This is a genomic window from Deltaproteobacteria bacterium (genome assembly GCA_016218975.1).
Lineage (GTDB): Bacteria > Desulfobacterota > Deferrimicrobia > Deferrimicrobiales > Deferrimicrobiaceae > JAENIX01.
Genome location: JACRCO010000086.1, coordinates 34,498 through 47,341, shown reverse-complemented (window position 1 = coordinate 47,341; position 12,844 = coordinate 34,498). Strand labels below are relative to the sequence as shown.

At 61.2% G+C, this 12,844-nt stretch carries 9 protein-coding genes; 2 read left to right on the top strand and 7 right to left on the bottom strand.

The window, feature by feature from the left end:
- Positions 1 to 113: 113 nt before the first annotated feature.
- Positions 114 to 362, bottom strand: coding sequence for a type II toxin-antitoxin system RelE/ParE family toxin (locus tag HY896_12765; GenBank protein ID MBI5577217.1), 249 nt, complete (start codon positions 360 to 362; stop codon positions 114 to 116).
- A gap of 3 nt (positions 363 to 365) precedes the next feature.
- On the bottom strand, positions 366 to 614 hold the full coding sequence (locus HY896_12760; protein ID MBI5577216.1) for a type II toxin-antitoxin system Phd/YefM family antitoxin: 249 nt from the start codon (positions 612 to 614) through the stop codon (positions 366 to 368).
- A gap of 168 nt (positions 615 to 782) precedes the next feature.
- On the opposite strand from HY896_12760, the gene vanZ reads away from it, so the two are divergent.
- The gene (gene vanZ / locus HY896_12755; GenBank protein MBI5577215.1) at positions 783 to 1,739 is read left to right on the top strand and encodes a VanZ family protein; all 957 of its coding nucleotides are present in this window, start codon (positions 783 to 785) and stop codon (positions 1,737 to 1,739) included.
- Between the two features lie 26 nt (positions 1,740 to 1,765).
- Here vanZ and HY896_12750 read toward each other — a convergent pair whose 3' ends face one another.
- The 3 genes from HY896_12750 to HY896_12740 form a co-directional block, all read right to left on the bottom strand.
- Complete coding sequence (locus HY896_12750; protein MBI5577214.1) at positions 1,766 to 2,455, bottom strand: HAMP domain-containing histidine kinase; 690 nt, start codon at positions 2,453 to 2,455, stop codon at positions 1,766 to 1,768.
- 5 nt (positions 2,456 to 2,460) lie between these two features.
- Positions 2,461 to 3,708: a GGDEF domain-containing protein gene (locus HY896_12745; GenBank protein MBI5577213.1), complete on the bottom strand. Its 1,248-nt coding sequence runs from the start codon at positions 3,706 to 3,708 to the stop codon at positions 2,461 to 2,463.
- Positions 3,709 to 3,820: 112 nt separating this feature from the next.
- Positions 3,821 to 5,224: a diguanylate cyclase gene (locus HY896_12740; GenBank protein MBI5577212.1), complete on the bottom strand. Its 1,404-nt coding sequence runs from the start codon at positions 5,222 to 5,224 to the stop codon at positions 3,821 to 3,823.
- Between the two features lie 112 nt (positions 5,225 to 5,336).
- Here HY896_12740 and HY896_12735 point away from each other — a divergent pair, with 112 nt between their 5' ends.
- Positions 5,337 to 5,738, top strand: a complete 402-nt coding sequence (locus tag HY896_12735) for an RDD family protein (GenBank protein ID MBI5577211.1) — start codon at positions 5,337 to 5,339, stop codon at positions 5,736 to 5,738.
- Positions 5,739 to 5,780: 42 nt separating this feature from the next.
- Here the strand turns inward: HY896_12735 and bamA are convergent, their stop codons facing one another.
- Together bamA and HY896_12725 are read right to left on the bottom strand one after the other, a co-directional pair.
- Complete coding sequence (gene bamA / locus HY896_12730; protein ID MBI5577210.1) at positions 5,781 to 8,546, bottom strand: outer membrane protein assembly factor BamA; 2,766 nt, start codon at positions 8,544 to 8,546, stop codon at positions 5,781 to 5,783.
- Positions 8,533 to 12,813, bottom strand: a complete 4,281-nt coding sequence (locus HY896_12725; GenBank protein MBI5577209.1) for a translocation/assembly module TamB — start codon at positions 12,811 to 12,813, stop codon at positions 8,533 to 8,535. The genes bamA and HY896_12725 overlap by 14 nt, the downstream gene beginning before the upstream one ends.
- Between the last annotated feature and the right edge of the window lie 31 nt (positions 12,814 to 12,844).

Genomic DNA, 12,844 nt, shown 5'->3' with positions numbered 1-12,844 from the left:
TTCATGGTGCCCTGCAGGGAGTCGAACTCCAAGGGGCCGCCGAGCGAATAGCGAGGAAGAGCCGCTTGCCCTGATCATCACCGATTCTTCATTCGTTCCAGGATCGGATAGATTTACTTGCGATCACCGACGCAAACGACCAGCACAATAAGCTTCTTGTCCTCTATGGTGTAGGCAATGCGATAATCCACGATGCGGATCTTCCAGAGCCCTTTGAGCCCCCATCGAAGCGGTGTCGCAAAAGACGACCGGGGATCCTCCGCCAGCGCGTCGATCCGATCCCGGGCGATCCTCTGGACGTTCTTCGGGAGTTTTCGGAACGCCTTTTCGGCCGACGGGGTGAATTCGATCTTGTAGTGCATTAATTAGAGCCCAAGATCCTTCTTGATCTTCCCCCAGGGGATTCTCCCCTTCTCCTTGAGGGATCTCTTCGCCTTTTCCGATAGCATCCGGTCCTCGAGCTCTTCGATGAGCTTCAGATCCTCGATCCGGACGATCGCCGCAAGATCTTTCCCGCGACGGGACAGAACGATCGGTTCCCCGTTTCCGTACACCAGCTTGTTAACCGCCTCCGGGAGATCCCGGCGGGCTGCTGTCATCGTCATTCTGGGCATGGCCGCCCCCCTTCTGTGCAAATTGTACAATATGCACATAACACCATGACAAGGCATCTTTCAAGTCTGATATGGGAGCGCGGGCCGCATTTTTCACCAAACTTCCACTGCGGCGAACCCTCGCTACGAACCCTGGTGAAAAATGCGGGTTAAAGCGAAAATAGCGGAATGAGCGACGGGCAGCGGTTATGGCCGGGCAAGTTCAACCACCGGTGGATCCTGTGGCCTCCGGCCGTAGTTCTGGCGGTTCTCCTTTTCGCAGGCGGGCCGGGATACCATTCCCTTCGATCGGTCCAAGCGTTATGGAACCTCGGACATATCGTGGCTTTCTCCCTTTGGACCTACCTGCTGGTCACCTGGAGCCGCGTGGAAGAATATTCCCCTCTGCGGCAGAGGGCGCTCGGCATCGCCTTCTGCATGGTCGCGGGAGCGGGGTCGGAGTGGATCCAGTCGTGGATCGGAAGAGATGCTTCGCTCGGCGATGTTCTTCGGGACGTGGCGGGAGGATGGCTCACGCTTTCCTTCTTCGCCCCCTCGGCGAAATCGTTTTCCCGGCATGCCCGGCGGGCCACGGGGGCGTTGGCGGTATTCTTCCTCGTGGTTGCATGCCTGCCGCTCGCGACAGCCCTGTTCGACGAAGCCGCCTCCCGCTCCCGGTTCCCCGTGCTGTCCGATTTCGAAACACCCTTCGAGAAAAGCAGGTGGGAGGGGGGTGCGCGCTACTCCGTCGACACGACAATCGCCCGCCGCGGCAAGTCGTCCCTGCGGGTGGATATGGACACTTCGCTGTACTCGGGCGTATCTCTGGTCTATTTCCCCAGGAAATGGACCGGATACCGTGCCCTGGTCATCGATGTATTGAACCCGTCTCCCGATCCGCTGGATATCCGCTGCCGGATCCACGACAAGCGCCACGAGGAAGGGGAACGACAAACCCAGGACCGATTCAACAGGTTTTACCGTCTTCCGCCTGGATGGAACGAAATACGGATCGACCTGGACGACGTCGCGAATGCGCCGAAGGATAGAGCGATGGATCTCGAAAACATTCGGGCAGTGGGGCTCTTCGCCATGAAACTGCCGGCGCCGCGCTCCATGTACGTCGATTCCGTGCGCCTCGAATAATATCCAGGGCAGCGAAGGTTAATGGGTCAGTTTCCCGGGATCCTGAGAACGGCCTTGCATCCGCGCTCCGGAAGGTTGGTGAGGGACAGCGATCCCCCCATGCCCGACGCGAGGCTTCCGGCAACGGGGAGGCCCATCCCGGTGTGAAGCACCCCCCCCTTCGTCGTGAACCCCTCGTCGAAAACCTTTGGCGCAATGTCCGGCGGAATGCCGGGGCCTTCGTCCATAACGGTAAACTCCCAGCCGCCGCCGCTCCGGGAGATTTCCAGCTGGAGTGTCCCTCCCGCCTGCTCCATGGATTCCGCCGCGTTGAACAAAAGGGCGAGAAGGATCAGGGCGAAATCTTTCCGGTCGACGGCCAGCATGCCGGACGGCGGGCTTTCGGGCAGTTTGAGGACCACGTTGCTACGCCCCAGGTCGTAACGCGCGAACACCAGGCACTCCCCCACGACCTCGTAAGGTGCGAAGAGGTCGCGCGCGGGTTCGTGGGGCCGCACGTACTGGGAAAAATGCTTGATGATAACGTTGATCTTCTCGCCGGCGTTGAAAATCTTCGCTATGCCGTCCAGCGTCTTCCTCTCCCCCCCGCCGGAAATCTGTATCAGCTCGGCGAAGCCCAAAATGACGCTCAGGTAGTTGTCCACTTCGTGGGCGACGCCCATCACCATCCGCCCGAAAAGGGCGAGCCGGTGCTGCTCCACGGTTTTCCTGTCCATTTTTCCTATTCTCCCTCCGAGGGCGGCGACCCGGCCACGACCACCCGGTTCTTGCCGGTGCGCTTCGCCGCGTAAAGTGCATCGTCGGCCGCCTTGATCAACGCTTCCGCGTCAACTGCGTGTTCGGGATAGGAAGATACGCCGATGCTGATCGTCACTCCTGCCGCTCCCTCGAACCGGGAACTCTCGACCTGCTGCCGGATCCGTTCCGCGACCGCCACCGCTCCCTTTGTTTCCACGCTGGCCCTGATCCTCTCGGCCGTGGCGGCTCCCTGCACCGATGCCGCTTCCGGAAGGATAACGGCGAATTCCTCCCCGCCGTAACGGCATGCTATGTCGACTTCGTACGTCGGCTTCACGTCGCTCCGGCGGATGTTGCCCATCATCGTCTCCGCAAGGTTTCGGAGCAGCTTGTCCCCCGCCAGGTGGCCGTAGCGGTCGTTGAACTTCTTGAAATTGTCGACGTCGAGGATGAGAAGGGAAAGCGTCCTGCCGTACCGCCGGGACCGCTGGATCTCCGAATTGAGACGGTAGAAGAAATACCGCCGGTTATAGAGCATCGTGAGCGTGTCCCTGACGGCGAGGTCGCGAAGCCGGGCTTCCCGTCTCCGGATCGTGTCCATCATGTAGACGCCGACGAAGGCGACGCAGAAGTTAGTGATGGTGACCCATGCCCATTTGATCATCTCGTATGAGTAGACGGACTGGAGAGCGTTGTTCTCGAACGGCATCGGCACGGGGGGAATCAAACGGTAATACTCGAAGGTGAGGAGCCCGCCGAAGGCGAGGGACCCGGCCATGGCGATGGCGTACGTGTCCGAACGCTTTTCCATGATGATTGCCGATTCCAGCGTGAGGATCATGTACATCGTCCAGAACCAGGACACGGCGCCCCCGCTGAAATGGACGACGACGGTTATGAAGAGCAGGTCGAAGAGGAGCTGGATGGAGTTGAGCGATCGGATCCCGGCGAACCAGCCATACGAATAGTGGTACCAGGCGTTGTACGCGACCGCTGCCAGGAAGGCGACGATTGCGACGGCGCGGTGGAGCGGCGTGACCTTCGCCACGTCGGCCGATGCGTGATGGAAGAAAATGAAAACCACGAGGCCGTACAGGGCGAGAGTTGCGAGTATGACCCAACGAGCCCGGATGACCAGTCCGGCCCGCTCCCGCGCCTCCTTCAGCAGTTCCAGCTCTTCGGTGGTGGGAACGTCGCTGGAGACGATGCTGAACTTTTTCAACCGGCTCATCAAGAACCTCCCGACCCACCCCCCTGCCGAAACCCCCACGCTGCCTCCCCATCTTGATAGCAGAGTCGGCCTTGCCTGTCCAATCCTTCAAACGGTTTGCGGAATTGATCCGTTACAGCAGCTCGCCCAGCACACCTCCGCGTCCCCTGCGTTTCGATTCGTACATCAACCGGTCTGCGACATTCAAGATGTTTTCCCTGTCCCGCGAGTCCGGAAGGCAGGATGCGTAACCTATGCTGGCGGTGAAGGAGATTTCCTCGTCCTTCCCCGTGTCCATGCGGACCTCCGAGATCCCCGCGGCGATGCGCGCCGCGATGGAAGAGGCCGCCCCGAGATCGGTTTCGGGCAGGATAATGGCGAACTCGTCCCCGCCGTACCGCGAGGGGATATCGCTTTTTCGCAGGTGCGCGCAAAGCACACCCGCGGTCATAAGGAGGATGCGGTCCCCCAGAATATGCCCATAAGTGTCGTTGACTCCCTTGAAATCGTCCAGATCCAGCATGAGGACCGAGAGAGGGCGCCCGTACCGGGCCGCTCTCTCCAGTTCTATGCCGAGCTTCTCGTGGAACGCGCCGTGGTTGTAAAGCAGCGTCAGTGAATCCTTCTCCGCAAGGGCCTTGACGAATCTGAACAGGTTCGCGTTTTCTATGGCAATTGCGATATAGGAAGCCAGCACACGCATGGTTGCGAGCGATTCCGCGTCGAACGCGTTCGGCTCGGAATGGTTGACGTTCAGCACTCCGATCGCCTTCCCCCGGGACATGAGAGGCACGCACATGAACGAGCGCACGTCCATCCGCGCCCCGTTGTAATAACGGAATTCGGGTGAGGACCGCACATCGGGGATATAGACAGGCTCCCCCGTCTCGAACACCCTGCCCGACACGCCTTCGCCGGGGGGGATCCTGAACTCCCCCGCGAGGCCGGCCGACATTTCCGCGCCGGCTCGACATATCAACATGCGCTGGTCCGGGTCGTACATGAGGATGGCGAAATCGTTCAGCCCGAGGGTCCCCATGACCCGCTCCGGGAGAATGCGGAAAATCTCGTCCGGGTCCAGCGTCCCGGCGATGGCGGTGGAAACCTCGTAAATGGTGCGGAGGTCCTGGATTTTCGCCTGGAGATGGACTTTCGTTTCCTCCAGATCGCGCCTCAGCGACTCGATCTGGCGCAGTTTCTCTTCACGCTTCCGGATTTCCACTTCGAGTTCCGCCTTGGTCCGTTCGCCCCTTACGGCGACGGCGGCGGCCAGAGGCGCGAGCAGGCCTGCATCGGAAGAAAAGGAAGTCCCCTCCGGGGCGGACGCTTGCTTGCCCCAACGCTCCGCGGGCCGGAAAATCCGCCGATCGAGAAATAAGAACAGACCGGCGGCCGCCAGCAGTTCCCCCGCGACGGCGGGCAAGGCGAAGGACCCCCACGCCGCCCCCCAACCGGAGTAAATACCCAAGGCCGCCGCGGTGCAGGCTACGATGCCGAGCACCACGCCTGCGAACGGAGCTTTCCAGCGTATCCTCACGCCGGAACCATGATTTCCCGACGACTGCATCATGAGAAATTACCATGATTTCCGCATGACGAGAAAGGAGGAAACCGGTTAATATGATTATATTTCCTTATGAGGTGAACCCATGACGGAAGCATCCGTTCCGGCGGATTGGCAGACCCGGTCCCTGGCGCTCCTGATCAACTTGATCCTTTTCATCACTTTATTCTACGGTCTCGGCGCCACTTACCATTTTTGGGGAGTTTTCCTTTCGATGATCTACATCGTTTTCCGGGACGGCATATTTTCCGGCCAGAGCATCGGGAAAAAAGTCATGGGAATACGCGTCGTCCACATGGACGGGCGGTCCATTTCCTTCGTGGATTCGTCGTTCCGGAACGTCCTGTTTCTCATCCCCTACGCGCTCCCGCTGGCGCTTGTCGTCGAAACCGCCGCGATGTTCCGCTCCCCTGACCGGCTGCGCCTCGGTGACAGGATCGCGAAGACACGCGTCATCCGCAAGGAAGCGGTGCCTGCGCTGGCTTAGTGTTCCAGTTAAAAAAATACGGTAACGCACCGAGAGCGCCGATCAGAACACGGCTCCGATCGTGAAGTGCCACTCGGAGCGGGATTCACCCTCGCGGCGGTCCAGCTTCCACCCGTAATCGAGACTTATAGGGCCGATCGGCGTTATGTATCGCAGGCCCGTTCCCGCACTTTCCCGAAGGTCGAACCCGGCGTCCGGAATCCCGCTGAACCATACGCTTCCGGCGTCGACGAAGAACGCCAGGTTGAAACCGTACTGCAACGGAACGCGGAACTCGGAGTTCAGGTTCAGCATGTAATCTCCGCCGGTCGGCGTGCCGTCCGTCGCGCGCGCGCCGAGGGAATCTTCCTTGAAGCCCCGCACCGTCGTCCGGCCCCCGAGGAAAAACCGTTTCTGGATCGGGACCTGCAGGGTCTCGCGCAAGGGACGGACGTACCCCGCACGCCCGGATAGAACGAAGCTGTTTTTACGGAATACCGGGAAATACCAGCTGGTCTGCCCCGCAAGCTTGTAATAGTCGACTTCGGATCCGAGAAATACCGACGCGAACTCCGCCGAGCCGGAATGGAACGATCCGCGCCGCGGATTGAACGGGTCGTCCCGCAGGTCGAGGACGAAGAGACCGCGGACCGCCGCTATGTTTACGCTCCCCTGGTCTTCCGGCGACAGGATGGCCCCGGGAGCCACGTCGAAGACATGGTCTCTCGACACCTCGTACTGGAGCGACACGGAGGACCGTTCGAAAAACGTCTGGTTTATGCTCGCCGTGAGGCTCGTCTTCCGAAGACTGAAGCTTCGTTTTATCGCTTCCTGGTGATAGCCGGTTAGTCCCCCCGTCCACTTCCAGCGGTTTCCGAGAATATACGGCTCGCGTACGTCCCACAGATACTTCTGCTCCTTCCGGCTGACGGTAACGTTGGTGGAGAACATGCGACCTTTCCCGTCGAGGTTCTTCTGCTTGGCCCCGACGAACCCGCGAGCGCCTGAATCGCTTCCGTACCCCCCACCGAATTCGACTTCGAAGAACAGCGTCTCCTCCAACTCGACGACCAGGTCTACGATCCCCTCCGACGGCCGTTTTACCTTCTGGACCCGGACGCTTTTGTAGAGCCCCGTTCCGAACACCGCCTGCTGGAACTTGAGCAGGTCTTTCTCGCCGGCCGGCGCCCCCTCGACTATGCGCACCTCCCGCAACACGACCACGGGATCCGTCAACAGGTTCCCGTGGATCACGACCTTTCCGAGGCGGTAGCGGGGACCCTCCTCGATATCGATCTGCACCGCCGCCGTGTCCTTCCCTTCGTCGAACAGAAGCCGGGTCTCCACCCGGACGTCAAGGTATCCGGAATCCCTGTAATGCCCCTCGACGGCTCCCTGGTCGCGGTCGAGTCCCACGTAATCGACGAATTTTCCTTCCCTGTTTCCGATGCGCGCCAAAAGCTCCTGGCGAAGGAAATGGTCGTTCCCCCGGAATCGGATCTCCCGGAGGCGGTAGCGGACCCCTTCCTCGATACGTATGGTCTGGGTTATGCCGCCGCGTCCGTCCCATTCGTTGTCTACGGCGGTGATCCGGGCTCGAACGAACCCCTCCTTCTGGTACAGGCCGATCAACGCCTCGAGGTCTTCGTTCCACTCCTCCTCGCGGTACTTTCCGGAACCGGTGATCGGGGCGAAGAATCCCCGTTCCTCGGTCGTCATCTGCTTCCGCAGCTTTTTCTCCGGGAAATTCCGGTTGCCCTCGAACCGTACCTTCTTCAGCCAGCCGGCGACGCCCTCCCGCGTCTCGACCTTGAGCAAACGGGCGCCGTCCGCCTTTTCCGTGACGAGGATATTTACATCGGCCTTCAGAAAATCCTTTTCCCGGTAGAAAGCGAGCAGGCGCTCGCGGACGTCGTGGATCAGCCCTCCCTCGCTCGTTTCCTCATCCCCGTATATTCCGGACGCATCCTCCAGTTTCGCTATCGAAATCTTTCCGGACGTAATCCACGAAACCTCGTACCGGCGCCCTTCCTCGATCCGGACCGAAGGACAGAGCCCCTCACCCCCTTCGCAGGAAAAGTCCTCCCCGGAAATGCGAACCGTAAGAAAGCCTGCTTTCTTGTAGGCGACCCGCAATTTCTTGATGCCCTCTTCCCATTTCCGGAAATCGAAGGGGTCGCCCGGAGACGTCCCGAGCAGTTCCAGCAGGCGTTCCCGGGGAAAAGACGCCGCCCCGGGAAGATTGAGCGCCGACACCGTGGCGGGGTCTCCCTCCCCCACGTCTATCTTCGCCTTTCCTGCGCCGCTGTCCAGGCTGCAAACGGCGGAGATCGAGACCGAAGCGGCGGTGAACCCTCTCATCCGCAGGGCTTTTTTCACGGCGGCTTCCGCCTCCCGGAAGTCACGATCCTCCAACGGTGCGCCCCTCCTTATGCGCGAAGCGGAGAGGATCTGCGCGGAAGGCACTTTCCTGTTGCCGGCGATTTCGATCTCGTTGATCGACGGGGAGGGGCGAAGGTAGAAAAGGAGGTCCGCCTTCCCTCCCTCTTCCCGCACATAGGCTGCGATCTCCTTGAAGATCGGCTTTTCGTAAAGCCCCCGGATGGAGTTCCGCACCTTTTCTTCGGTCAAGGTATCGCCCGGCCGGATGGCGACAAGACGCGACAACTCCTCATAGGAGATGAGGTAGGGCGATGCCACCTGGAAGCGGACCGAGCCGATGACGGGCGCGGTATTTCCTCGCACCGCGTCCGCCGCTTCCCCGAAACGGGGAACCAGCAGCAGGAGGACCGACGCGGCCGCAGCCAGCAGCCGCCTAATCCCGGCCACGAAGGAAATCCTTGAACTGCCTGTAGCGGTAACGGAACTTGATGTCGGCGCCGATGTCGCCCTGCTGCGTAGAAGTTGCGCTTTCCCATGCGCCCTGGAGATAAACGTTCTCCAGGAGCTTGTACTCCGCCGTGGCGCTGCTCTCGGCGGTCGTCCCGACGTTCGTGGACACCGACACGGACATCCGGTCCCCGAACGACTTGCCGACGATGAACTTCGGCTCGAAGGTCTTGGTCGAGGATGAAAACGCAGGTTCGATCGCGAACTTGTCGAGCTTCACGATACCGCGGATCCCCTCCTCCACCTTCCCCTTGTATGGGCCGAGCACGACCGAGGACGCCGCGGCAGCGCCCACCGTTCCTTCCGATCCCGCGAGTGCCTGCGACGTCACTCCCAGGGAAAGGAGACTCACGATATCGTTCTTGCTTAGAGGCGGATCGGAAGACAGGTCCACCTCGTATTTTTCCAACGTACCTGTCACGCTGACGATCGCGGTGACGTTTCCCTTTTTCGTTTCGGCGCGCGCATCCAGCCTGGGATTGTTGCGCCTCGGGTCCTGGAACTCGACGCTTACCCGCTTGAGCTCGTACCGGTTTCCCTGGTAATCGACGTGGCCCTCGATCACATCGAACGCCCCGAGGATGATGACACGCGATGCGTCCCCCACGACCTTGAACTCCCCTTTCACGTCCGCATCGGCGATATTGTTCTTGATCTTGATCGTCCCGTCCGCGATCGCACTGATGTCAAGCCGGACGCGGAAATCGGATTTATCCCGGCGGGCGGTCACGTCCGCAAGCCGTTTACGGAAATCCACGAGGGCCTTTTCGGGCCGGATCGTCTTCGTGTACCGCGCGGACTGGACTTCCGCTTCCCCCGTCACAAGGAAATCGTCGTACGGGCCCAAAAGCTCCACGTGTCCCTGCAACACGGGGCGGAAATCGTCCGGGTAGGGGAAGCGCATGTCGAAGAAGTCCGCCGAGAAGAAAAGCCGCTGATGCGCGTCGAAGCGTAACGGAAGTTCTCCCCTTCCGTCTATGTAACCGCCTCCGCTCCGCCCCTCGAAATGCTCGAAAACGATCTTCTCCCGGCTCAAGACCGCATCGACCTGCATCTCTTCGAAGAGCTGGCCGTACCCGCGGAAGGAGAAAACCCCGCCATCGAGGCGTCCTGAACCGACGAACGAGGGATCGTTCCACTTCCCGGACAACCGCAGGTCCAGCCGCATCACCCCGTCCAGCCGGTCGAAGACATCCGTGGCGAGACGGATGGCGGCAGCCGGGAGCTTTCCCTCGATACGGGCATCCATGTCCCCCTTCCACGATACCTTCCCGGAAATCTTCACGGGGTTGCCCGCAGCCAGCACCGTCCCCCCCGCCCAGCGGACTCCATCCGAAGAAAGCTGCGCCGAGACATCTCTCCCGGAAAAATCAAGCCCTCCGTTCCTGTAGTCGAAACGACGTACGGTGAGCGATCCGGTGGTCTTCCCGATCGCCGTGAGCGCCCCGGCGATATTCGCTTCGCCGGAAACCGCATAGCGGGTCTTTCCGTTCCCCCTTTCCTTGCCTTCAACCGCCGTCGCGAAGGAAAAAGGGCCCTCCATGCGGAAGGCATGCGGTTCCTTCAGGCTCACGGTGAATGCGAGCCTGGAGTCGGGACCTGCGGAACGGAATTCTCCCGTAACGGCATCTCCCTCATTTTTCCCGCTCGCAAGCAACTTGTCGAAGGACACACCGGCAACCGAAGGGGACGAAGCGGCAAGCGAAAACCGCAATGCGGAAACCGCCTCCGGCAGGGAAAACCTGTCGGATACGAGGCTCGCCGCATGCACGGTCCCTTCCGCGCCGATGTCCCACTTGCCCCCGGACGCCTGTCCCGGCCTTCCCGCGGCGGCAAGGAGGAATTGCGTATCCACGCCGCTGGCGGTGAGGGTGACGCTGGCCGGCCATTCTCCTCCCCTGCGTACGTCCGCGGCGATTTGGATCGGAGGTGTCTGCACCGAGATCGAGAACCTGCCCGAATCGGTTCCCATGGCTCCTTCCGCCGACACCCGCTCCAGCACCGAATTGTCGACCGACAACCTTGGAACGGCCGCGGAGATCCGGTCCAGCAACCAATCACCGGCTGAACGCCGGGCGGCAAACCGGACGGAGGCGGTCCCTTCCATGGCCGGCGCCTTTCCATGCGCTGCAATGGAAGCCGCCAGGCGAAGATCGAGACCTTCCATCGAGCCGGCCAATTCCGCCGACCCGTTCTTTCCTCCTCCCTCCATGCGAATCTTGCCGTCACCCAACTTTCCGCCGCCTGCCGCCTTCCATGCTACCCGCCCTTCCGAGTCGCTCCAGTTCCCGCTGATCGAAACATCCCGAAGGACCGCCCCCCGGCCCCGAAGTTCCGCCGCACGAAACGAGCCGTTGATCGCAACCGCATTCCCGCCGGCGGACACTTCAATATCTGCGCTGCCGGAGCCGGACAATCCCGGCAGGTGCCGCGCAACAATGGACGGATCCCTGCCGAGCGAGGAAAGCACGCCCGCTATCCATCGATTTCCTTCCGAAAAATCGATGTCCCGCACCGCCACCGCCGCTTCCAGTGCCCTGTGCGTAGAGGAAAGGGGGGACGCGATCGAACCTGTCGCCGTCACCTTCGCCGCCGGCGCGGGGATGTCCGCCACGAAACTGACGATTTCGGCAGGATCTCCATCGAGCTTTACGACCAGGGGAACCGGAGGAAACGACCGGGCCTGGAGTTCACGTGCTTCCAGCCGCATGGAGACACGGGGCCTCGTCAATGGCCCGGCAGCCTTCCACTCGCCCGCAATGCTCGCCCATGAGACCGGATCGTCCCATCCGTATTCCGCCGACCTTCCTCGCGGCAGGGCCAATTTCCCGTCAAATCGGATAGTCCGCTCCGCTGGGTCGATCTCGCCGCTCCCGGAGAGAACGGCTTCCCCTGCAACGACACGCGCCGCGGCGATCCGCAAGTCTCCTCCGTACCTGTATTCCGCAGTCGCCGCAGCGGAAACGGGCAGTCGGATCCCGCCGGCCCTCTTTCCTTCCTCGATGCGATCCAATCCGCCCGGAAATCGAACGGCAAGCGTCCCATTCACTTTCCGCCGGTCAGCGGAAAGCGCAATTTCCGCATCCCCCGTCCCCGAAGGGCGCCATGCAATGCCCCGCTCATTTCCCCGGATCGTCCCAAGAGAAATCCGCGCGAGGGAAAGCTTCGCTTCCCCCGTTCGGGCGTCCAGGTCGTAGACGCCGTTCCCCGCAAGCGTCCCGCCCGATACCTTCCCCTTGAGCGAGTCCACCCGCATTTTCCGGTTCGCCACGGAAGCCGCAAGATCCAATTCCACCGCGACATCCCCGGAAAACCGGCCATCCCGCAACACCAGTTTTCCAGTACCCGACGGGTCTTCCAGTCTCCCCGACAAGTCGACGGAAAGGTCGAGAATTCCTTTCTCCGCGAACCGCCTGATCCACGGCGAGCCCGGGCCGCCGGTCGATAACCATCTTGCAAGATCCAATGCCCCGGACAGCTTCACGTCGCCGGTATTCCGGTTGAGATCCATATTGCCGGAGGCCTTGAGGGAAATCGAAGGCCCCGACGCACGCATCCTGCGCACGCGAAGCGCTCCTTCCTGGTGGAACAGTTCCGTTTCCAGCGAATCCAACGGCCAGTTCGCGGATTCCGCGCCCGAAACCGCGATCGCTCCACTGCCTTCCTCGGCCTTCAGGAAAATTCTGGTACCCAGGAACTTGACATCGCGGATGCGGATTTCCCTGATTTTCGATTCCCATCGCGTGAGCGGCCCGAACGGCCCCAGCCGCGCTTCGCCTTCGAGGAAGAGGATTTCCGGTATAGACCCCTTGCGCTCTCCTTCACGAAGGCGATCGAACACCGGCCGGTTCGCCTCGCCGGCTATAAGGGAAAATTTACGGATGCGTATCCGGGAAACCGGAGAATCTCCGGCCAGAAGGCGGCCGGGGGAAAGGGAAACGTCGACGTTCCCGGCGCGCAGCAAGGGCGTCCCGGCCTTGAGGTCGATAACCTCGAGGTCCTCCAGCGAGACATGCGGGTATAGGAAATGGAACCGGAGGTTCCTGAAGGAAACCCGAAGACCGTATCTTGCGGCCTCCCGCCGGATCGCCTCTTCCGCCTCGCGCAGGCGGTCGGGGATCTCAAGGGTGAGCCGCCATGCACCGAAAGCCAGGAGGACGACGAGGAGGAGACCGCCCGCTGTCCACCACGCCCATCGCCTCGCCATGATGGTTAATTATAAAGGAATTCCAATTAAA